This window comes from Chryseobacterium sp. CS3K3.1 (assembly GCF_059515165.1).
The window spans coordinates 21778-45750 of sequence record NZ_JCAKRV010000030.1; the positions used below are offsets into that span (position 1 = coordinate 21778).

The window sequence follows — 23973 nt, forward strand, 5'->3', positions numbered from 1 at the left end:
AACCTTAAATCGATTATCGTGCAGGAAAAATATATAGACGAAACAAAACAGGGCGAAGCTTTTGCTATTGCAGAAAGACCGGAGAACTCTAAAAAACTGTTTTTAGAAAGCTATGGCTGTCAGATGAATTTCTCTGACTCTGAGATTGTTGCATCCATTCTTAATGAACAGGGCTATAATACAACGATGAAAGTTGAAGAAGCCGACCTGATTCTTTTAAATACATGCTCCATCCGCGAAAAAGCGGAACAGACCGTAAGAATGCGTCTTTCTCAGTTTAAAAATCTTAAAAAGGAAAGACCGAATATGACGGTTGGTGTTCTGGGATGTATGGCGGAAAGACTGAAAACCAAGTTCTTGGAAGAAGAACAGTTGGTGGATCTTGTTGTAGGTCCGGATGCCTACAGAGACTTACCGAACCTTTTGAAAGAAACCGATGACGGGAGAGATGCCATCAACGTTATTCTTTCCAAAGAAGAGACGTATGCCGATATCAATCCTGTCCGTTTAGGAGGAAACGGTGTTACCGCTTTTGTGACCATTACAAGAGGTTGTGATAACATGTGTACATTCTGTGTGGTTCCATTTACCAGAGGACGAGAAAGAAGCCGTGACCCGCACTCTATTATTGAAGAATGTAAAGATCTTGCCAATAACGGATATAAAGAAATTACCCTTTTAGGACAAAACGTAGACTCTTACCTTTGGTATGGTGGTGGTCCTAAAAAAGATTTTGCCAAGGCATCTGAAATACAGAAAGCAACGGCTGTAAATTTTGCGCAACTTCTTGATTTAGTGGCTAAAGCTGTTCCTGAATTGAGAATCAGATTCTCTACTTCCAATCCTCAGGATATGAGTCTGGACGTATTCAGAATGATGGCAAAACATGACAATATCTGTAAATATGTACATCTTCCTGTACAAAGCGGAAGCAATAATATGCTGGAAGCGATGAACAGACAGCATACCCGTGAAGAATATCTTGATCTGATCAGAAAAGCGAAAGAAATTGTTCCGGAAGTAGCATTTTCACAGGATATGATCGTAGGATTCTGTAATGAAACAGAAGAAGACCACCAGGATACGTTAAGTCTGATGAGAGAAGTGGAATATGACTACGGTTATATGTTTGCGTACTCAGAAAGACCGGGAACTCCTGCTCACAAGAAAATGGAAGACAATATTCCGGCTGATGTGAAGCAGAGACGTCTTGCTGAGGTTATTGCCCTTCAGGGAGAGCTTTCAAAACAAAGAATGAAATCGTATGTTGGAAGAGAGCACCAGATTCTGATTGAAGGAATTTCCAAGAAAAATAAAAACCAGTGGAAAGGAAGAAACTCTCAGAATGCCGTATGTGTCTTCGATAAACTGGAAGGACAGAAAATAGGTGACATTGTGAACGTTTTTGTGTATGACAATACGCAAGGCACACTTTTAGGGAGAACAGCAGAATAAAATTAAGTTTCAGGGTTCAAAAGAATTTGGCCAGACAAGCGAAAAGATGCTATCCCTGAAAAACTTAAAAGAAAAATATATATTCTGAAAAAATCAACGGGTATATTACCGTAAGATTTTTAGTAAATTGTTACGCAGTTTACAAAATCACTCGAAGGCTGGATGCCGGAAGAGATAAAAGGTTTAAAAGTAGATGATTATCAGGATTTAACCTATAAATTGAAAATGGAAAAGTTTCAGAGGTATTACCTTAGCTTTTTGTTACTTATCGTTTACACCAATACTATTGCACAGGTCAACTGTAATGCAGTAGAGGGTGAGAACTGCAAAAAAGCGTGTGAGTTATACAACTGGGCTTCAGATTTACAAAGTTTCGCAGAATCTCAGGAAGGTTTTGATAAAGCCATTGAACTGTGTCCGGATTTCTCCCATGCTTATATGGAAAAAGCCGTTCCATATCTTAAAAACGGAGATTTTGTAACCTGGAAGATTTTAATTGATAAAGCCGTTGCCTTAGATCCCGGGATGCACCCTGGTTACAGAGGCTGGACAAAGTTTCAGTTTCTGAGAGGCTATAGAAGTGCAATTCAGGATTTAGAAGGTTTAAAAAAATATAAGCCCGGAGACTTAGGAAGATCTCAGAACGGAGACTATAATCTGGACGTAGTAAGAGCGGTGTCCTACGCTGCTTCAGGACAGAAAGAAAAAGCATCTGGGATTATAGAAAGGTTTCTGGCTGCCAGAGGTTATGCGAAGGGACTGTTTGATCATTATCAGCTGGGTGTTACCTATCTTGAGCTGGGAAGATATGACAAAGCCCTGGAAAATTTTGAAAAACAAAGCAAAGGGTACGACTTTGCTGAGAATACATACTTTAAAAGTAAAGTTTCTAAGATCAGAAACAAAGATTATTTGGATTTAAACATGTTAGCCCTGCAAACGTATGATGAAGGAAAGGCCATGAAAGCTGTCTGCACTCATCAATTTAACAAGGTCTACACACAACAGGTTGAAGTGCTGTAGAAGATTAACATTCAATCAATAATCAAAAATTTACTTATGAGCAACGAGCTACAAAACATAAAAAACCGTTTCGGAATTATCGGAAACTTTCCTGCACTCAATCGTGCCCTGGAAAAATCTATCCAGGTTGCACCCACAGATATCTCTGTACTTGTGATTGGAGAAAGTGGGGTGGGAAAAGAATTTATTCCGAAAATCATTCATTCAGAATCCAGAAGAAAACATCAGCCTTATATCGTGGTAAACTGTGGAGCAATTCCGGAAGGAACCATAGACTCTGAGCTATTCGGGCACGAAAAAGGAGCTTTTACAGGAGCTACAGCTACAAGAAAAGGATATTTTGAAGTGGCAGACGGCGGAACCATCTTTTTGGATGAGGTAGGAGAACTTCCCCTGCAGACTCAGGTACGTCTTTTAAGAGTGCTGGAAAGTGGTGAATTTATGAAAGTAGGTTCTTCACAGGTACAGAAAACCAATGTGAGAATTGTGGCAGCTACCAACGTTAATATGATGAAAGCCATCCATGACGGAAGGTTCCGTGAGGATTTGTATTACCGTTTGAATACCGTTCAGATTGATATGCCGCCTTTGAGAGAAAGAAAAGGAGATATCCATTTGTTATTCAGAAAATTTGCAATAGATTTTGCTGAAAAATACAGAATGCCGGAGCTGGAGCTGGAGCAGAGTGCTGTTCATTATATAGAAAGTTATTCTTTCCCGGGGAACGTCCGCCAGCTAAGAAACTTAGTAGAGCAGATGACCGTTGTGGAAAGAAACAGAAATATCACTGCAGAAAAACTTGCTGAGTATATTCCGATGGAAACGCATCTCCCAATGGTCGTAAATACTCAAAGTACTCCCAAGCAAAATGATTTCGGAAGCGAAAGGGAAATTATGTATAAAATCCTGTTCGATATGAGGAATGATATTAATGATTTAAAATCCTTAACTTCGGAACTGATCAAGAACAGAGGTACAGCAGATCTGAGCAATCATGAGAAAAACCTGATCAACAGAATTTATACTTCTGATAGTCAGCCACAAGTGAATTCCGGATCGATGTTATATTTTGAAGATAATAATGATACGCCGGCCGTTCAGACTCCTACGATTATTTCGAACCCTGATGACAGCTATGAAGATATTGAAGATATCGAAATTGAAGAAAACAGATCGGAATCACTTTCTCTTCAGAATAATGAAAAAGATTTGATTATCAAGGCTTTGGAGAAGCATAAAGGACGTAGAAACAGAGCTGCAGATGAGCTGGGAATCTCACAAAGAACTTTATACAGAAAAATAAAACAATATAACCTGGAAGATTAGCACAACATAAATAATGAAAGTCAATTTAACACCTAAGCCGATCAATTTTAAACTCGGAGAATATATTAATAGAGGTTTCGAACTTTTAAAGAAAGATTTCGGAAATATTTTTGTAGCATTTTTAATGTGCTTTATCATGTCGATCATTCCGTTCTGCGGAATATTAGCGATGGGTAATTTATACAAATACCTTCAAAGGCTGAACAGAAACCAGCCGGCAAGTCCCGGAGATATCTTTGATTTTAAAGATTTTATGCCTTATTTTATGCTGCAGTTAATTGTTTTCGGAGGTGTTTTACTGCTTTACATTCCCTTATTTGCTGTGCTGGGTATATCAGGTGCATTATCTGAGGGTAATGAACCCAATCCAATGGTAGCATTTTTTGTGTTTCCCTATATGTTTTTATTGATTGGAGCGATATATTACTTTGTATTAAAGGGTTTTTATATCATACCATTAATAAGCCTTAAAGGAATCAGAGAAGTAAAAGAAGCCTGGATTATTTCAAAAATAATGACCAAAGGAAATCTATTGTCAATCTTCCTTTTCTCGGTGGTAGTAAGTATTTTGGCTCAGATTGGTATTATTGCCTGCGGGATAGGAATTTTTCTTACCTTACCATTCCTATATACAGCAAATTATTTTGCTTATGAAGATGCTATTCAACAAATTGAGTATGATGAAATTACGGAAATCGGATTTAAAGATGGATTTTAAAATTAAAAATATAAGCCTGAAACAATCATTACTCACGGGAATGCTCTTTGCGTTGCTGGGAGTTTTAAATTCATGCTACAGCTTTACGGGATCGTCTCTTACAGATGAGAAAACAGTTCAGATCAATGAATTTCCCAATAATGCACCGCTGGTAAATCCTGCATTATCACAACAGTTTTCTACAGCAATACAAAACAGATTCCTTCAAAGAACAACTTTGAAGGGAACGAAAGAAAATCCGGATATCCTGATTGAAGGAGAAATTACAGACTATTCCATTACGCCTACCACCATCAGCTCCAATACCCAGACCAACCCTTCTGGTGGAGTGATTCAACAGGCACAGAATAAACTTACGATTACGGTAAAGGTACATTATGAAAATAAAATCCATCCGGATGCAAGTTTTGACAGAACGTATTCTGATGAAGCCGCTTTCAACAGTGATGTATCCTTAAGTCAGATCGAAGACCAGCAGGTAAAACTGGTAACAGATAGAATTATTAACAAGATATTTAACGACATTGTAGCGAACTGGTAAGATGAATCCGAGAGTTTTAGAATTAATAAAAAATCCGAAAAATATTCAGTCTGAAGACCTTGGTCTTTTGAAAGAAGAGATTCACACTTTTCCTTATATTCAGAATATCAGGGCACTTCACCTGTATGGCGTGCATCTGTACGAAAAAGAAAACTATCAGAAAGAGCTTTCTACAACAGCTGCGTATACTACTGATAAGAAAATTCTGTATCAGTTGATTAACGGGAAGATCAAACAAGAGCCCAAACCGGAAATTGTTGAAGAGAAAAAAACTTCTGCAACAATCGAAAAGCCAGCTCAATTAGCTCCAAAGGCAAAATCTTTCCCTATTAAAAGAGAAGAGGATATTTCTTTGGAAAAACCATCGGAAGAAAAGGAAAATACTTGTGTATTACCAACCTCACAGGAAGCTAAGCCTATTTATGTAAAAGGTGAACGAAACAGAATTTTATTTGAAGGAGAAGAAAACTTCCTGGATGAAGTAAATTCTGAGACCATTGATATTGAATCTACCCTTGAATCAGGTACTCTGGTAACACAAAAGATAGATACTGTAGTTGAAGAACCGGTTCAGGAGGAAGCAGCATCCATACAGACTCAGGGTGATAAAAATGGTGGAGAGAACTTTACACCGGAAACCATTATTCACGAAGAGCAGATTTCTTCAGAAAAAGAGGAAGAAAAGATCGGGGAAGAAGAGAATGTCAGCTTCCATGAAGTAGCCCCTTTAGCACCGGAAGTACATATTGAAGAGGCTGTAGCAGAAGAACCTGTAAAAGCTGAATCAACAGCACATGAAACGGAAACTGTTTCTGAGGAAGAACCTGTTCAGCAAGAAGAAATACAAGTTGTAGCAGAAGAGAACGCCGGAGAAAACTTTACACCGGAAGCCATCATTGATGAAGATCAGATTTCTCTTGAAAAAGAAGAAAATGGTAATGAAAAGGCACCTTCAGCGGAATTGTCTGATGCGGAAGTAAGTTTCCATGGAACAGAATCTTTTATGCCGGAAGTTAAAATCCAGGCCAACAACGAGGAGATTTCTGAAACAGCTGAAGTATCTCAATCCAGTGTAAATAAGCATGAGGAGGAGATGAGACGCCTTATTGAAGAAGTTGAAAAGAAAATGAAGGAGGCTAAGCCTGTTGTTCAGGAAGAAAAAGTAGAGCCGGAAGCTTCTGAAGATCATGAAATTAGCTTCGCTGATACCCAAAGTTTCCATTTCTGGTCAACCAGTGAAGAAAAACCTGAAGAAATAAAAAAAGAGCCTGTAAAGGAAGAAATTGTTGAAGCTCAACCGTCTGTAGTCGAGAATATTACATCAGAAATTGCAGAAGAAGAAGAAGAAATACAGGAAATACCTCAAGTGCAGACTGCATGGAAGCCAATGAGTGTGGAATCCCATTTACCCGATTCATTGATCAGTAAAGCAGAAAAAGCATCAACCCCTGAAATTAAAACTCAGGAAACAGAAGCTGCAACTGTTGCAGAGCCGGAAGTGACTACCGGGGAGTCAAAATCAGGTGAGACAAATGAAATTATTGAAGAAACTGCTCAGGAAGAAGCTTTACCAATAGCAGAAAATTCTGAAGTTGAAAAAGATCATTCTGCTCCGGTTGAATCAGCTCAGGAAGAAAAAACGGAAACAGAAACAGTAAAAGAAGATGTTCCTGTAATGAATGTTTCTTTCTTTGGAACCGATATTTCTACCCTTAAGGTTGAAGAAAAGAAACAGGAACCTGTAGAAAAAGTACAGGAGGTTACTATGAAAAATACCACTCAATCATCAATAGACAGTAATGTTCCGGGTTTTATCAATACATGGCAGAGCTGGCTTAAGATTGACAGAACAGAAGAAATCGTAAAGGACAAAGCCGAAATCAAAGAAAAGGCTATAGAAACCTTTATCGAGAACAATCCCAGAATCAGTCAGCTAAAGGAAGAAAGTACCTATGTTGTAAAAGAAAAGAATGATGATATCTCGCATTTGATGACGGAGACATTAGCTAATCTTTATTTTGAACAGAAACTCTATACAAAGGCAATAAAGGCGTTTGAAATATTAATCAAAAAGAGTCCTGAGAAAAAAGAATATTTTGAATCCAAAATTCAGGATATCAAGGACTTCAGAAGTAAAAACTAAAAATAAAAAGGTACTGATAAAAACAGTACCTTTTTATTTTATAATTTCTGAGAACTACTTTTACTGCTTCTTATTTTTTTCCAGGCCTTTCGTCCAAATACGATAACAACAATTAATGTAATGATGGCAAATATTGCGGCGATAACCGGTGCTGCCATCGCAAGAACAGACATTATACCGGCACCTGCCGTCTCCGTTGTGCCTACCATGGAATTTCCCAAACCTCCGGTAGTAGCAGTGGAAGCAGCCCTTATTCCTGCAAATCCGGAACTGATCGTAGCAGCCGTACCTCCTCCGGCAATCAATGCCAGTGCCCATTGTGGAAAAGTTCCAAGTTCAGCAAACTGACTGGCAAATAATATGGAACCAGCAACAGTTGCCATAGGTATGGAAACAGTATCCAGTAAATGATCAACAAAAGGGATATAGTAAGCGAGGATCTCAATAACAGTAGCTATTCCTGTTGTAATAAGCGTAGGGAGACCCGCAAGCCATTCAAAATGCTCACTCATCGGAATCCAGTTAAAATAAGAGGCAAGGCTTACAACAAACATAGGGAGAAATACCCGGAAGCCTGTAGCTGCCGCCAGTCCAATACCGATAAAAGCACTGATTATATAAGAAAAATAGGGAACATTGTCTAACATATTAATTTTCAGATTTATTGTTTTCCCTAAAAATACAAAAACTATATGATATTTGGAGCGTTGTTGATTTTAGAGTTCCAGATACGGGATGCGGGGAACGAGGTTTTGAGCTTTACTATTTGTGATTTGCCAGAAAGTAAGAAGAAGATTTTATCTGTGAAAATCTATGCGATCTGTAGGAAATAAAAAGAACTGTAAGAAAATGCCTCACAGTTCTATATTATTTCATGGGAATAGATGATTACTTTTTCTGAGCTTCACAAAGCTTGATAAACTGTGCCTCCACATCCTGGAATTTAGGAGGCATCTCAGGAGAAACCCAAAACAGCATCGCCATGGTTTTTTCTCCAAAGGCTTGCCTAAACAGATCTTTGTTCAGACGATAGCATTCTCTCAATAGCCTTTTGATACGATTTCTGTGGACAGCTCTTTTGAAATATCTTTTAGAAACGGAAACGCCAAATCTTGGAGCTTCTACAGGAAGGGTGGGTTTGTCTTTCAGAATAATAATTCTCAGATTTCCACTCGTTCTCCATTTACCTTTTTCAAAAAGCAAACTGATTTCCGTGTTTTTTTTGAGCTTTTCTGCTCTGGGATATTTGAAGTTCTGCATTAATCTTTCATCTTTTTCACTAAATGATTAATCACTTCAGCGGCTGCATACAATCCGAAAATTGCAGGAATAAAGCTGATGGTGCCATAAAATGATTTTTTGAAATTGCTTCCGTCAGTCATTTTTAAGCTTTCCTCCTTTTGAATTTCATTGGAGAATACACATCTGATTCCTTTATTGATTTTTTCTTTCTTAAGCCTTTTTCTTACCTGCTTTGCAAGGAAACAGTTGTGGGTTTTACTGATATCCCTTACCATCACCATGCTCGGATCTGTTTTTCCTCCGGCTCCCATAGAACTTACAATCTTGATCTTTCTTCTTCTGGCAGCTTTTATTAAACAGATTTTCGGGGTTACACTGTCAATACAGTCAAGTACATAATCAAACTTTCCGGAATCAAGGATTTCATCCATTCTCTCAGGATTCAGGAACTCATTGATCCTGATTAAATTAAGTTGTGGATTGATATCAAGGAGCCTTTCAGCTACAACCTCTACTTTATGTTTGCCAACAGTAGAATGTAAGGCAGGAAGCTGTCTGTTGATATTTGTAATATCTACGGTGTCTCCATCCACGATGGTCATATTTCCTACGCCGGCTCTGGCAAGAAATTCTGCGGCAAAAGAACCTACTCCTCCTAAGCCTACCACAAGCACATTGGCCTTGATGAGCTTATCCAATCCATCTTCCTTTATCAAAAGTTCAGTCCTTTCCAGCCAGTATTTATCCATTTTTTATTGTATGTAAATTTTCTAAAATTTGTTCATTAAGTTGCTCCAGAGAAATTTCTTTTATTTCCGAAACTTTAAGGTACAATTCTCCGATCTTAAAGTCTTCATTGTCAGTTTCTAAAAAGATTTTGTTGAGTGGAGTGTTTTTCAAAATATCCTGCAAAGATAAATTATCCAAAACAGCTTTTCCAAAACTCAGGTAAAAATTATTGGCAAGAAGATCTTCTGCAATTTGACGTTTTTTATTAAAACCATGAATGATCATGGGCTGTTCGGCCTTCTTCCCCAAAGAAATAACCTCATAAAATTTTCTGACACAATGAATGATCATAGGTTTTTTGACTTCATTGGCTATCTTTATCTGTCTTAAAAAAACTTCTTCCTGGATTTTCTGATCAATAGAAACCAAAGAATCCAAACCACACTCACCAATAGCAAAACAGTTTTGAAACATCGTGTTTTCCATCCATGAAAACTGTTGTTCGAGATGGGTAACATCAATATCCTGGGGATGAATTCCGATAGAATAAGGAGAATCAGGAGGAATTTGTTCTATGTTCAGATTGTAAATTCCGTTTCTGATATATTTCTTATGATGATGAAAATCAAAAAATTCCATATTCAAAAGTAAGCAATTTCAGATTTAATCTAAAATTATTAAACGATCGTTTATAAATGTGTTAAAAATTTCTTAACTTTACTCAAAGTACACTTCATGAAAAAAAAATTTACAGAAAAACAGATTCACATACTGGATATTGCAGAAGAGCTTATCGCGAAGAAAGGATATGAGGGAACTTCTGTAAGAGATATTTGTTCTAAAGCGAATATCAACGTCGCCATGATCTCTTATTACTTCGGTTCTAAAGAGAAAATGATGTCTTATCTCTATCAGTACAGAGTATTGAAAACAAGAGAGAATTTTTCAGAATTTGCGGATACCATCAAAGAAGGTAAACCTGAGATGCAGCTGCGGGAAATGATCAAGTACATCGTTTCTCAGCTTTTCAAGTATAATTATTTCCATGGTTTTGTAACCCAGGAGCTTCGTCATACGGAGAATCTTAAAGATGAACTGCTGGATTTCTATCAGCTATTTGTGAAAAAACTGGATGAAGTTATTAAGAAAGGTGTTGCATCAGGTGTTTTTACTTTTACACCCAAACCTGAAGATATTCTTACCATGATTATCGGATCCACTTTATTTGTCATCAGGAATAAAAATTTCTATGAGCTCTATGTTCCGAGCAAAAATGAGGAAACCTATGCCAAAGAAGCTGAGAAAAAGGTGAGAATGAATCTTTTATTAAGTGTTTTTGCGATTTTGGGATACGCTGCAGACTAAAATTACGTTAAATATTCATAAAAAAAAATCTATTGGCAAAAAAGTTATATTTTTGCAAATTAGTAAATCGGCTGTATAATCCGAAAACTGTTGAATTTTATATATGAAAAAATATATTTTAGGTCTTTTTGCTGTAGCGGTGATTACATCTTGTGTAAGTCAGCAGGAGAGAGCAATGAGAAGTGCTGATAAAGAATTTATCTTAAAGGCAGCTAATGAAAATTTTGCCAAGAAAAAATGGAAAAATGCATTGGCTCTTTACGACAGACTTGCCAATCTTGTGGCGGGAACAGATGATTTTCCTAACGTAGGTTTCAATACAGCTTATGCCAACTATTACGACAAAAGTTATAAGCTGGCAGGACACCAGTTTAAGAATTTTGCAGTAAGTTTTCCAAAAGACCCGAGAGCAGAAGAAGCAGCATATATGTCTGCTTTATGCTACTATGAAGGTTCTATGGACTATAACCTGGATCAGTCGAGTACAGAATTGGCTATTAATGAGCTTCAGGAATTCCTGAACAATTATCCCAACTCTGAAAGATCTAAGAATATCAGCCAGTTAATTGATGAATTGTCTTATAAGCTGGAATTTAAAGCTTATGAAAATGCAAGACAATACTACAAAATGGGTGAGTATAAAGCAGCAAACGTAGCATTTGATAATGTTCTGGAAGATTTTCCAAGTACAAAGCTTCGTTCAAAAATTTATGATTATATCATGAAAGCACGTTATGAACTGGCGATGAAGTCTGTTTATAACCTTAAAGATGAACGAATTGAAAGCGCGCTTACGTATACAAAACTTGTAGAGAAAGAGCTTCCAAATACAGAATATTCTAAAACGGCATCAGATCTCAGAGAAAAACTGGAAAAAGAAAAACAAAACTTCGCAGTTGTTAAAAAACAAACTGAAGCCAGAATGGCGGCTTTAACAGCAAGACAGAAAAAAGAAGCTGAAAAACTGGCTGATAAGGATAAAGCTGACCAGCAGATCAAAGATCAGATCAGTAATGAAAAGAAAGCAATGCAGTTACAGAGGGACAGTGCAGCACTTAAAACACCTCCGCCGGCAGCGACTTTCAAAATTCAAAGATAATTCGTAAATTTGCCATCTTAAAATAAAAATAATTTTCTCAAAATGAGTGTAAAAGATACAAAAGCAGAAGTAAATACAATTACTTACGATAAAGATAAGATTGAAGATAAAGTAGGTTCAATCTATGAAGCTATTGTTATCATGGGAAAGAGAGCAGAGCAGATTAATGCGGAGATCCGTACGGAACTTCACAACAAATTGGATGAATTTGCCGTTCACAATTCTACATTAGAAGAGGTTTTCGAAAACAGAGAACAAATTGAGATCTCTAAACATTACGAAAAGCTTCCAAAGCCAACTTCAATTGCTATTGAAGAATGGTTAAACGGAGATGTTTATTTCAGAAAAACAGAAGAAAGAAAGTAATCTTCTGTATTTTAATAAATCAAGGTCATAAAGGAATTCACTTCTTTTATGACCTTTGTTGTTTTAAAACCTCATTGTGTGGGAAAAAATAAGTACTTTAGTGTTTCAAAAAATTAGAACTTAATGAGTGTTTCCGGTAAAAAAATACTTATCGCTGTCTCCGGAGGAATTGCGGCATATAAAATCCATTTTCTGATCAGGGATTTTGTGAAAAAAGGTGCCGAAGTACAGGTTATTATGACTCCTGATGCAGAAAACTTTGTGACGAAACTAAGTCTGTCTACATTATCCAAAAAACCGGTGTATTCGGATTTTTACAGTGATAACGGAACATGGAACAGCCATGTGGAAATGGCTCTTTGGGCAGATGTTATGATTGTTGCCCCATGTACGGCCAATACATTGTCTAAAATGGTTCACGGGATGTGTGATAATCTCGTTATTGCAACCTATATGTCTGCAAAATGTCCGGTATTCATTGCTCCTGCGATGGACCTTGATATGTATGCACACCCTTCTACCCAAAAAAATCTGGAGCAGGCGGAAAGCTTCGGACATATTATTATTCCTGCGGAAAACGGAGAGCTTGCCAGTGGACTGATCGGGCAGGGGAGAATGGCAGAGCCGGCAACAATTTTTAATGCTGTTGAGCATTATTTTAATTCGGATATCCAATCCCGAAGCCTTGAAGGAAAAACAGTTTTAATCACTGCAGGACCTACCTATGAAGCAATAGATCCTGTAAGATTCATCGGAAACCATTCATCCGGTAAAATGGGATTTTCTCTGGCTGAAGAAGCTTCAAAAAGAGGAGCAAAAGTAATCCTGATTTCAGGGCCAAGCGTGCAAACCCTCAACGATCCTCATGTTGAACTTCATAAGGTGACTTCAGCAAAAGAAATGCTGGCCAAAGTATTTGAATTTTACGACACAATAGACATCGGAATTGCTAGTGCGGCAGTAGCGGATTATGCTCCCAAAGAAGTGGCTAAGGAGAAAATCAAGAAAAACGATGAAAACCTGACGATAGAGCTGGTTAAGAATCCCGATATTCTTAAAACAATGGGTGAAAAGAAAACCCATCAGTTTTTGGTAGGATTTGCGCTGGAAACTCAAAATGAAGAAGAAAATGCCAAAGGAAAACTTGAAAAGAAAAACCTGGATATGATTGTTCTGAACTCTCTGCGTGATGAAGGAGCCGGTTTTAAAAATGATACCAATAAAATCAAAATATTTACCAGAACAGAGAAGAAGGAATTCAATCTGAAATCCAAGGATGATGTAGCGAAAGATATTCTCAATTTTGTTGAGACTCAACTTTTAAAATAATTTTAATAAATTTCCGTTCTCAATTTTTAATAGACAATGAAAAAAATTATAAGTTTATTTTTTCTGTTATTTCTATACACCCAAAGTTTTTCTCAGGAGCTTCTGGCGACGGTGCAGGTAAACGCCAATCAGCTGGGAGGAAGTAACCAGCAGGCCTATAAAGCGTTGGAGAAAAGTCTCAGGGATTTTATCAATAACACCAGCTGGACCGGTAAAAGACTTCAGAATTTTGAAAAAATAAAATGTGCTTTTTCTATTGTTATTACGGAAAGAGATGTGAATAAATTCAAAGGAACGATTGTGATTCAGGCAGTAAGACCTGTGTACAATACAACCTACGAATCTCCTTTAATTAATCTTCAGGATCAGAGATTTGGTTTTGAATATATTGAGAATGAGAGTCTTATTTTTAATGAAAGACAGTTCTCCGGTAAGAATCTTACGGATGTGATCAGTTTCTATATTTATGTTGTTTTGGGTCTGGATGCAGATAGCTTCCAGTCTATGGGAGGATCACAATGGTATGCGAAAGCGCAGCAGATTGCCCAGAATTCCCAAAACAGGAACTATGAAGGCTGGAATACTATCAACGAGCCGAGAAGCCGTTCTATTTTAATCAACGAAATTATGAACCCTAACTGGAATCAGTTACGTTCCACTATTTATACCTATCACAGAGCAGGATTGGATAATCTTTTCAACCAGGATCAGACTGCCGGGAAAAAAGTCATTTTCGATGCACTGATGCAATTAAAAATGTATGAGAATAACTTCCAGCAGGCTTTCTTCTTTAATCTTTTCATGGACACCAAAAGCGATGAAATTTTCAATATTTTCAATTCAGGAAATAATGGAGGGCTGATTCTTAATGATCTTAAGCAAACAATGATCATCCTCTCACCGAAGAATATAGATAATAAGTGGAATAAATGGAAGGTCTAAAAAGTGGTGGATACATTGAGGATGGGCGGTTGATTATTCAAGAGTCAACAAAAAAACATTTTGTTCCTTCACTAACAACCATTACTGCCTGTTAATTATGCTTTAATTTAATCGGAGAAGAATGGAAAAAAAACTTATTTTTACAGTTCAAACTCAAATTGGATTATAACCCGGATTATCAATGCTTTCGAGAATTTACATTAAAAACTTTGCCCTGATTGATACCCTTGAAGTATCATTGAAGAATGGTTTACAGGTCATTACCGGAGAAACGGGGGCGGGTAAATCGATCATCTTAGGTGCTCTCAGGCTTATTTTAGGTGAAAGAGCAGATGTAAAATCGATCGCCAAAGCTGAAGAAAAAAGTGTGGTGGAAACCGAGTTTTCCCTCAATAACCAGTTTAAAAAATTCTTTATTGAGAACGACCTGGACTACGAACTTCAGACTATTATCCGGAGAGAAATACTTCCTTCGGGGAAATCGCGGGCATTTATCAACGATGTGCCGGTAACGCTGGATATTCTTAGAGAGCTTTCCTCACAACTGATCGATATCCATTCCCAATTCGAAACATCCAATCTTTTTACTTCAGAATATCAGTTTAAAATTATAGACGGACTTTCTGAAAATAAAAAAATCATTGAAGAGTATCAACAGGAATTTTCTGAGTTTCAAACGCTGAAATTGTTGTTGAAAAAATTAAAGACCCAACTTTCAGAATCTAATAAAGAAAGTGATTATAAAGAATTTTTACTGAACGAACTTGAAGAGCTGAAGCTTGATGATGTTGATTTTGAAGATGTTCAGAACCAGCTTTCCATTCAGGAAAATGCGGGAATGATCTCCGAGAATGTAGGGCAGATTCTATCCAGATTTCATCAGGAGGAAATAGGAATTCTGTCATTCTTTAACGAAGCGACCAACAAACTGTCAAAAATTTCCGAAGTTTCTACGAGTTTCGCAGAGCTGGATGAAAGGCTGGAAACCACTTTTGTAGAGCTTAAAGACATCATTTCCGAACTGGAACATGAAGCGGAAAGAGTGGAAATTAATCCTGAAAACCTGGTCTACCTTACCGATCTTAATAATAAAATCAACGCCTTATTCCTTAAACATAATGTTTCAGATCTTAATGAACTGATTGAGATCAGAAATCAGCTGGCTGGAGATCAGAAAGGAGCTTCAGATCTGGAATTACAGATTGAAGAAACAGAAGAAAATATCTCTCAAAAAGAAAAAACACTTCAGAGCCTTGCTGCAAAACTTTCAAAGAACAGACATAAGAATGTTCCTGTTTTTATTAAAAAAGCAGAAGGACTTCTTAAAAAGCTAGGTCTCGAAAAGGCAAAAGTGGATATAGAATTACACGATGCAGATGAATTCAACCCGTTTGGAAAAGAAAATATCCAGCTGTTGTTTCAGGCCAATTCAGGTTTCCCTTTAAAGCCGATCCAAACGGCCATTTCCGGAGGAGAAAGATCAAGAGTAATGCTTGCCGTAAAGAAGATTATTGCAGAAAGCGATGAACTTCCAACCTTGATTCTTGACGAAATAGACACCGGGGTTTCAGGAAAAGTAGCTGAAGAGATCGGAAATCTGATGCGCGAAATGTCCGAAGACATGCAATTGATTGTTATTTCCCACCTTGCACAGGTCGCAGCTAAAGGAAATGATAATTACAAAGTTGTAAAACAGGATATTTCCGGCAGAACACAATCTACTATTATTCCTTTGAGCAGTGAAGAAAAACTGAACGAGATTGCCCAGCTTCTTTCCGGAAGTAAAATTACGGAAGCTGCGCTGGCACAGGCTAAAGAATTAATAGGCTAATTCAGCTAATTATAAACCCGATTTCTCACCTCTGTAAACCGTTAGTATTATCGATGTCATCCTGAGCCTGTCGAAGGATTTACTATTTCCCTAACTCTTCAATTCTTTTTTCAGAGCTTCTATTGCTGCATCTTTTTGCCGGATTTCCTTTTTCAGCATTTCAATGTAACGCATAATTGGCAGGTCGCTACTTCGGAACTATAATTTTAAAACAGATAAGTCCTGTAGACCGTTAGCTTCCATCGGGATCTGCTGTTAATAGAAAAAATGAAGCCCTGTAACCCATAAAGTTCCGGAGGAGCGACCTGTTAATTCATACCGAAAATATTAAAATTTTCAATGTATTGATACTTTTTATCACACACAGTCATGTTTCAATACTATATTTTTTTGCGGTGGTGAAAATGTATTTGTAATACGACATGTTCTGTCGCTTTGAGAGAATATTTTTGTATTAAGTTAAAGCAATATTCACATAATAATGTTAAAAAATGTTAAATTTGCTAGGTTTTTATAAACAGGTCCATTATAGCTAAAAAACAATAACTATGAAATTTTTATTCGATTATATCCATTCGGTGTATATTCTTCAATTATTTCTAAATATTTAAAAATCAATTTCGTATGTACAAATTCAGATGAATTTTTATGCATATGAAATACACTATTTTTTGCATCAAAGAATATTATATTTGAAATATTCTTTATCCTATAAAGGGAGCTGATTCTCAGAAACGGATAAGGATTAAAAAGAACAGGATCTAACCATGATCTATCATAATAACAATGTCAACTTAAATAAACACAGGAATGAAAAAAATCTCTCTCAGTGCATTCATTCTATGCACAGCATTGGGCGCATCTGCGCAGGAAGTGGTATGGCAGAAAGACATCCAATCCTCTACTCAGGATTTTCTAAGTCAGGTTACCACAACCATTGATCAGCAGTATTTGATCACAGGAAGTTCTATTCAAAGCAATAAGCAACAGGCTTCAGGCAGTAAGCAAAACAACGGTTACGATTTTCATTTGGTAAAACTAAACCAGCAGGGGCAGGAAGTTTGGGAAAAATATTTCTCAGGGCAAAACCACGATTATCTGTCAGCCACTGTTACCACTCAGGATGGCGGATTTCTTTTGACAGGAACTTCTTATTCAGGAAAAGGACTGGATAAAAAAGAAGATTCCAAAGGAGGCTCAGATATCTGGCTGATCAGAATCAATGAATTTGGGGATGAATTATGGCAGAAGACCTTGGGAAGTTCTTATGATGAAGAAGCAAGAGCTGTTATCCAAACTACTGATTTAGGATTCTTTGTGGCCGGTAATGTTCAAAACTCATCCAAAGGCTATGGTTCCAAAGATGTTTTAATCACAAAACTGGATAAAGACGGAAAAGAACTCTCCCAATTAATTTTAGGAGGAAAAGGGTTAGACGAAGTAGAGAAGATGATTCCAACGAGAGACGGTGGAGCATTACTGGGAATCTATTCCAGAAGTTCCGAGGTCCGTGTTTCGGGATCTGACAAAGGTTCCGGGGTGCAAGATGCGGGTTCTGTATCAGAAGTTCAAAGCCCGAACCCCGTATCCCGTACCTCGAAACAAACTGAAAATTTCGGTGAAGGCGATTACTGGATTGTTAAGCTGGACAAAAACGGAAAAATAGAATGGGAAAAGAACTTTGGAGGTAAAGGAGATGATCATATCAGAACGCTGGCCTTAACTTCCAATGGATTTATAGTTGGTGGGGAATCCAGATCGGAAAGATCAGGAAACAAAACCGTCGGATTAGAGGAAGGAACAGACCTTTGGCTGATTGCTTTAAACGAAAGAGGCGATGAACAGTGGCAGAAATCTTACAATTTCAAAAACAGAGACATTTTAATGGGAATGAGTGTTCTCCACTCTGCAGATGACAAATCATCCAAAGGAATTTTATTGGGTGGCTATACGCAGGCAGAAGGAAGAATAGAAACTGATGATGAAACCTTCTGGATGCTCTATCTTGATCCAAATGGAAACGAGCAGTGGGGAAAACATGTCAAAGGTGAATCCAGAAAGAAGGAAGAAAGACTTTCCGATTTAAAACTGAACAGAGACGGATCAATTATTCTGGCTGGAACCAGCGCTGAAGAACTGGGTAAAGAAAACTGGAAGATTGTAAAACTGGGAGACAAGCAGATTGATCAGCTGATTGAAAAATACGATATCAAGATCTATCCGAATCCTGTGTCAGATTATGCTTATGTGGAAATAGGTTTTGATCCTTCGACAGGCTCAGGACAGGGTTTCAAAGAAGCAGATATTCGTTTGTATGATATGAGCGGAAGACAGCTTCAGAGTATTAAAACTAAGAACAAAGTGACAAAGATTAATACCCAGGCATTGGTTCAGGGAGCTTATCTGGTGACTGTAAAAACGGATAACAATAAAACGGCGAATGCTAAGTTAATTAAGAAATAAAAACCATGTTTAAGAAAATTATTTTAATTTTTATTTTCCTGATTTTTAATTTGGGAAAATCTCAGATAGAAAGGAACTACGGGGATACCGCCCAACCTGTGCCTTCAGCTTCATCCTTCTCATCGTATGTAAATACCCCTGTCTCTTTGTCTACTGGAGTTCCCAGCATTGGAATCCCTTTATTGTCATTGCCAACAGGAAATAAGGACTTTGAAATTACTACCTCACTAAGTTATCATCCTTACAATACAGGGCAAGATAAACCAGCCAGTGAAGTGGGTCTTGGCTGGTCTTTGTTTAAAGGTGGTGCAGTTATTTCAAGAATAATTAATGGTTCAATAGATGAGTTTAATTATGACGCTTCAAAATCAAGTTATAAAAAGAATTTATTTGATGATATTTATTACTATGATTTACCTGGTAATTCAGGAAAGTTCAAATTTGTCAGAGATACCATTAACAATACTTTTACCTTAAGCAATATATCAGGAACAAATGTTAAAATAGAATATACAAGAGATTCCAATACAGCAACGCTTATTCTAAACTCTTTTAAAATAACTGACAGCAAAGGATTTAAATATGTATTTGAGGATTACAGTATAGCAAGGTATGATACAAGCTCTAAGGGCTTTAATTATAAATCTGCATTCTACTTAACAAAGATTATTGATGAAAATAATATTACAATAGCCACTTTCAGCTATCAGAAAAACAGCAAAAATGTAAGCGATACCAGCAATATACTTCTGTATCAGAACTGTAAAATGGAAAGTATTACTACATCTTATGGAAAAATCGCCTTTGAAAATATATATAAAGGAATTACTGATGACGATCCTTACGTTATCAGAAGTCTTAGTCTATGGGATATATCCTCTCATCTTATTACGAAATATATATTAGATTATGAGAGTTTTTCCAGTTCTGCTTATCCAACCAATGTCAATCAGGGAAAAAGAACTCTGCAATCAGTTTTAAAACTAGACAGAAATGAAGCCCCAATTGAAAGGAGACAATTCACATATGATGACGTGGGCTCAGAAACGAACTATGGGGCATCTCCAAACCCTAATGAATATGGAAACTTTCTGTGTCCTGACAATTCAAAAACTAATCCCAAAACCTACACATTAGGATTACTCAAGAAAATGACTTTACCAGAAGGCGGATATGTCGTTTATAACTTTGAAGCCAGTGAAGTGTATGAGAATAAAAGTAATCTCCAACTTAATACAAACCAGATTTCCGATCCGGCTTTACAGTATTTAAGTATTGCCAATACAGTCAGTTATAATACAAATAACAGCAGAAGCTACACATTCCAGGTTTCAGCAACAAAAAGATTTTTTGTAAAGCTTTTGATTGATGAGGTTTACGAAATCATCAATATCCATGGCAATATCATTATTCCGCCAACCTATAAATTATTAAGATCATCAGGAAGCGAGGTTGTAGGAGTTACCAATGGCTGTTCAGAAAATGTGAAATATTTTGATTTGATTCCGGGAACCTATACCTTCCAGATCAGTGGAAACGGTAATGGAAGTATTCAGAATTATATAATCACAAACTTATCTGCTCCATACAAGAATACTGCTCAGTCAAAAACAGGAGCCCGCATTGCCAAAATAAAATATTATGATGCAGATAATACGGTTAAAAAAGCGATGTCTTATCAATATGATTTATTTGATAACAGCGGGTCGGGTGGTAATTTGTTTTTCGGTGAAGTATGCAATGAAGAAGCAGGAAATCTCAATGAAACAATATTATATAGAAATGTTAGAGAAATATATGAGGGAACCTCGGGGAATCTGGGCTACAGCCGGTATTATTTTAAGACTCCGGATGACTATACAAGTACTGTCAACTTCTATAAACCCTACTATAATATTACTTCCACAGGCCTTTTGACGAAAAAAGAGATGTATAATCAGCAGAATCAGATGCTTTTCAGTGAAAGTACAGACTACGTGATTGATGAAATTAATGGGGTACAGGAATATATGATCTGTGGGGTTTACAAATCTAAAAGTGCATGGCTAAAATCAACTACAACAACATCTAAAACATTTTATGCCAACGGAAGCAGTTTGGAAGATCATTCTGAAACAGTTTTTAACGCTTCCAATTTTCAACCGGCTTATACAAAGAATATTTCTCCCGAAGGAAAAATTACTGAAAAAAGTATAAAATACCCTTCTGATCTATCAAATACCCGTTTGATCAATGCCAATATGCTTTCTGTTCCCCTTCTCTTAGAAACCAAAATAAACGGAAGCATCACCAGCAAAGGAGAAACGAAATATGATTCTGCTGATCACCTCAATCCTTCCTCTGTGGTTACCTATGACTTGAAAAACCTGGCTCCTGTTACGATAATGACATTTAATAAATATGACAATAAAGGCAATCTGGTGGAAATAACAGGAAAAAATGGTATTCCTACCACTACAATCTGGGGATATTACCAGACCCAGCCTATTGCACAAATTACAGGAGTTACTTACAATCAAATATCTGCTCTGCCATCAGTACTTACTGCTATAACAGCCTCTAATAACGATGCCGATAATCCGGCAAATGAAGCCTCACTGTTGCAGGCATTGGAGAATCTACGCAAAGATCCGGCATTACAGTCTAAACCAATTTCCGTTTATACTTATGATCCTTTAATTGGAATCACACAGTCAATTTCTGGCAATGGAGCAAAAATCACATATGTATATGATACTGTCAACAGATTAATAAAAACAATGGATCCTGAAGGGAAAACGCTTCAGGAATACCAGTATAACTACAAACACTAATACCAATGAAAAGAATTTTAAACATATTCAGCCTTCTATGGATAACGGGGTACTCTTATGCACAGACCCTGAATGCTACGACAGCTGAAAACTATGTATATACCAAAACCTGTCTGGACGCTGACTGTATAAAAAAATCTGAAGCCATACAATATTTTGACGGATTGGGAAGAACAAAACAAACCATAGCTATTAAAGCTACCCCATCCGGAAAAGATATCGTTAATTATATAGAATATGATGAATTTGGAAGGCTCGCAAAAGAATATCTTCCGATTCCGCAAAACAGCACACAGAATGGGGCTTTTTATTCAAATCCGCTGGCCAATGCCCCTGCTGTATTCGGGCAGGAGAAAATCTATTCCGAAAAAAAGTTTGAAAATTCTCCCTTAAGCAGGGTTGACAAGATTACTCCTTTAGGAAATGACTGGGCACAGCATCCTGTACAGATAGCGTATAGTGCAAATAGTGCCGGTGAGGTGAAAAAATATATGGCTACTAATGCCTGGAGTAATGAAGCTACTTATTCGGAACTGGTTGAAAGTGGAACCTACGGAGCTAATCAACTGATGAAAACCACATCGGTAGATAATGATAATAATACGACCATTGAATTTAAGAACACAGCCGGGCAAACTGTTCTTTTACGAAAAAACGATGGTACACAGAATGTTGATACTTACTATGTTTACAATGATTTGGGGATGCAGGTTTTTGTCATTACGCCATTGGCCGCAAAAACCACAGTAGATCAGAGTGCATTGGATAACCTTTGCTACCAGTATCGTTATGACAGTTTGGGTAGACTCGTAGAAAAGAAACTTCCCGGCAAAGATTGGGAATACATGGTGTATGATAAAGCCGACAGGCTTATTCTTTCCCGTGATACCAAGATGGAGCAAAACAATCAATGGCTAATGACCAAGTATGATGAGCTTGGAAGACCAATTTACACCGGGTTTTTAACCGGAGGAGACAGGGCTGCAAGACAAAATAATCTGAAAAACCTGATAATCACAGAACAAAGGAATACAACGGGTTTTTCCAGAAGTGGCACTACAGTTTATTATACGGAAAACTATTTCAATGGTGAAACACCGGTAATTCTCAGCGTCAATTACTATGATACTTACCCTCCGGGCAGTCCTGCAAAACCCACTGCTATTTTCGAACAGGATGTCATTGGGGATAATATGAGCGCTTCCCAAAATACCAAAAATCTTCCTACGGCATCTTATGTGAAGAATATTGATGATGATAACTGGACCTATAACTGGACCTGGTATGATGCTAAATCAAGAATTATAGGAAGCCATACGATCAATCATTTGGGAGGATATACGAAAACAGAAACAAAATTGGATTTTGCAGGCATTAGAATTCAGAGTAAAGTCTATCACAAAAGATTAGCAACTGATGCAGAAAGAGTTATCAATCAATCATATGAGTACGACAATCAAAACAGGCTGCTGGTACACAGGCATCAGGTTGATAATAATCCAATTGAAATTCTGTCCCAGAATGAATACAATGAATTATCTCAGCTGAAGAGAAAAAAGGTAGGCGGAACAGAGTTAGCCAACTCTCTACAAAGTATAGATTATGCTTATAACATCAGAGGTTCCCTTATTAAGATTAATGACCCTGTTAATCTGAATGGAAAATTATTCGGATACGGAATTAAATATAACAATCCGGAATATAGCAATGTCGGTTCAGGAAAATACAACGGTAGTATTGCCGAAATAGACTGGCAGAATGCTTCGGAAAACGTTCAGAAAAGATATACCTATACCTATGACGGGCTGAACAGACTGAAAGATGCGGTGTATTCTGAACCTGCTTCCACCACCCCGTTTAACAATTATTATAACGAGTACCTGACCTATGACCTGAACGGAAATATTAAAACCTTAAAAAGAAATGCTTTTCCTGTATCCGGAACAACGGCTACGCAGGTAGATGATCTGGTATACGACTATACCGGAAACCGTTTGACCAAAGTAACAGAGAATGCACTGAATGACACCGGCTATGAAGGAGGAAATAACACTATTACTTATGACCTGAACGGGAACATGGTAGATATGCCGGACAAAGGAATACAGTCTATCACTTATAATTTCCTGAACCTTTCCAACGGGTACAGCATGCAGCAGACCAACGGATTTGAGCAGCTGCTGAACAGTACGATAAGCTATCTTTACCGTGCAGACGGAACCAAGCTGCGTAAAACCTATTCCAGCGCACCGCCAAGAGGATCAGTCACCACCCGTATCACAGACTATCTGGACGGCTTCCAGTACAGCTACACCGAAGGAGGCGGAATCTGCCTTGAGTGCAGAACAGAAAGTGCCTATGAACAACAGGCTTATAAAGGTATCTTCAATCCCGGAATTACTCCGGAGTGGAAGCTTGATTTTGCAGCGACTGCGGAAGGTTATTACAGTTTCACGGAAAACCGCTATATTTACCAGTATAAGGACCATCTTGGAAATACCAGGGTAAGTTTTGCCAAAAGCAGCACAGGCGTTCCTGAAATTATCGATACCAACAATTATTACCCTTTTGGACTGAACCATATCTCG

Annotated in this window: 19 protein-coding genes; 15 read left to right on the plus strand and 4 right to left on the minus strand. The window is 37.4% G+C overall.

Features of this window, described 5'->3' with window-relative positions; all coding sequences use genetic code 11:
- Positions 1–18 precede the first annotated feature (18 nt).
- The 6 genes from miaB (at position 19) to AC5YGI_RS21255 (ending at position 7206) form a co-directional block, all read left to right on the plus strand.
- The gene (gene miaB, locus AC5YGI_RS21230) at positions 19–1455 is read left to right on the plus strand and encodes a tRNA (N6-isopentenyl adenosine(37)-C2)-methylthiotransferase MiaB (RefSeq protein WP_330744454.1); all 1437 of its coding nucleotides are present in this window, start codon (positions 19–21) and stop codon (positions 1453–1455) included.
- Positions 1456–1617: 162 nt separating this feature from the next.
- Complete coding sequence (locus AC5YGI_RS21235) at positions 1618–2478, plus strand: tetratricopeptide repeat protein (RefSeq protein ID WP_330744453.1); 861 nt, start codon at positions 1618–1620, stop codon at positions 2476–2478.
- Positions 2479–2514: 36 nt separating this feature from the next.
- A complete protein-coding gene (locus tag AC5YGI_RS21240) occupies positions 2515–3804 on the plus strand; it encodes a sigma-54 interaction domain-containing protein (RefSeq protein ID WP_496169714.1) in 1290 nt (429 codons plus the stop codon).
- Positions 3805–3817: 13 nt separating this feature from the next.
- Positions 3818–4522 (plus strand): hypothetical protein, encoded by a 705-nt coding sequence (locus tag AC5YGI_RS21245; protein ID WP_496169716.1) that lies wholly within the window; start codon positions 3818–3820, stop codon positions 4520–4522.
- Positions 4512–5063 carry an LptE family protein gene (locus tag AC5YGI_RS21250; RefSeq protein ID WP_227944009.1) on the plus strand — a complete coding sequence of 184 codons (552 nt, stop codon included), beginning with the start codon at positions 4512–4514 and terminating at the stop codon, positions 5061–5063. Before AC5YGI_RS21245 ends, AC5YGI_RS21250 begins: the two co-directional genes overlap by 11 nt.
- A 1-nt stretch (position 5064) precedes the next feature.
- Positions 5065–7206 (plus strand): DUF8458 domain-containing protein, encoded by a 2142-nt coding sequence (locus tag AC5YGI_RS21255; protein WP_496169719.1) that lies wholly within the window; start codon positions 5065–5067, stop codon positions 7204–7206.
- Between the two features lie 38 nt (positions 7207–7244).
- On the opposite strand, the gene AC5YGI_RS21260 is transcribed toward AC5YGI_RS21255, so the two are convergent.
- The 4 genes from AC5YGI_RS21260 to AC5YGI_RS21275 all read right to left on the minus strand — a co-directional run bounded on the left by AC5YGI_RS21260 (position 7245) and on the right by AC5YGI_RS21275 (position 9816).
- A complete protein-coding gene (locus tag AC5YGI_RS21260) occupies positions 7245–7853 on the minus strand; it encodes a DUF4126 domain-containing protein (protein WP_496169724.1) in 609 nt (202 codons plus the stop codon).
- A 241-nt stretch (positions 7854–8094) separates the two neighbouring features.
- Complete coding sequence (gene rnpA, locus AC5YGI_RS21265; protein WP_496169727.1) at positions 8095–8466, minus strand: ribonuclease P protein component; 372 nt, start codon at positions 8464–8466, stop codon at positions 8095–8097.
- Positions 8466–9197, minus strand: a complete 732-nt coding sequence (locus AC5YGI_RS21270; protein WP_110011532.1) for a tRNA threonylcarbamoyladenosine dehydratase — start codon at positions 9195–9197, stop codon at positions 8466–8468. Before AC5YGI_RS21270 ends, rnpA begins: the two co-directional genes overlap by 1 nt.
- Positions 9190–9816, minus strand: a complete 627-nt coding sequence (locus AC5YGI_RS21275) for a TatD family hydrolase (protein ID WP_496169731.1) — start codon at positions 9814–9816, stop codon at positions 9190–9192. Before AC5YGI_RS21275 ends, AC5YGI_RS21270 begins: the two co-directional genes overlap by 8 nt.
- A gap of 96 nt (positions 9817–9912) precedes the next feature.
- Here AC5YGI_RS21275 and AC5YGI_RS21280 point away from each other — a divergent pair, with 96 nt between their 5' ends.
- The 9 genes from AC5YGI_RS21280 to AC5YGI_RS21320 all read left to right on the plus strand — a co-directional run.
- Positions 9913–10542: a TetR/AcrR family transcriptional regulator gene (locus AC5YGI_RS21280; protein ID WP_034692722.1), complete on the plus strand. Its 630-nt coding sequence runs from the start codon at positions 9913–9915 to the stop codon at positions 10540–10542.
- A gap of 103 nt (positions 10543–10645) precedes the next feature.
- The gene (locus AC5YGI_RS21285) at positions 10646–11641 is read left to right on the plus strand and encodes an outer membrane protein assembly factor BamD (RefSeq protein ID WP_330744437.1); all 996 of its coding nucleotides are present in this window, start codon (positions 10646–10648) and stop codon (positions 11639–11641) included.
- A gap of 42 nt (positions 11642–11683) precedes the next feature.
- Positions 11684–12007 carry a DNA-directed RNA polymerase subunit omega gene (locus tag AC5YGI_RS21290; protein ID WP_029298198.1) on the plus strand — a complete coding sequence of 108 codons (324 nt, stop codon included), beginning with the start codon at positions 11684–11686 and terminating at the stop codon, positions 12005–12007.
- A gap of 123 nt (positions 12008–12130) precedes the next feature.
- On the plus strand, positions 12131–13336 hold the full coding sequence (gene coaBC, locus AC5YGI_RS21295) for a bifunctional phosphopantothenoylcysteine decarboxylase/phosphopantothenate--cysteine ligase CoaBC (protein ID WP_496169735.1): 1206 nt from the start codon (positions 12131–12133) through the stop codon (positions 13334–13336).
- A gap of 36 nt (positions 13337–13372) precedes the next feature.
- Positions 13373–14278, plus strand: a complete 906-nt coding sequence (gene porD / locus AC5YGI_RS21300) for a type IX secretion system protein PorD (protein WP_330744425.1) — start codon at positions 13373–13375, stop codon at positions 14276–14278.
- Positions 14279–14459: 181 nt separating this feature from the next.
- Positions 14460–16109, plus strand: coding sequence for a DNA repair protein RecN (locus AC5YGI_RS21305; RefSeq protein WP_330744423.1), 1650 nt, complete (start codon positions 14460–14462; stop codon positions 16107–16109).
- An 810-nt stretch (positions 16110–16919) separates the two neighbouring features.
- Positions 16920–18572 (plus strand): T9SS type A sorting domain-containing protein, encoded by a 1653-nt coding sequence (locus AC5YGI_RS21310; RefSeq protein WP_330744421.1) that lies wholly within the window; start codon positions 16920–16922, stop codon positions 18570–18572.
- Positions 18573–18577: 5 nt separating this feature from the next.
- On the plus strand, positions 18578–21385 hold the full coding sequence (locus AC5YGI_RS21315) for a hypothetical protein (protein WP_330744419.1): 2808 nt from the start codon (positions 18578–18580) through the stop codon (positions 21383–21385).
- A gap of 5 nt (positions 21386–21390) precedes the next feature.
- Positions 21391–23973: DUF6443 domain-containing protein (locus tag AC5YGI_RS21320; RefSeq protein ID WP_496169738.1), on the plus strand; the 2583-nt coding region annotated here is incomplete at its 3' end.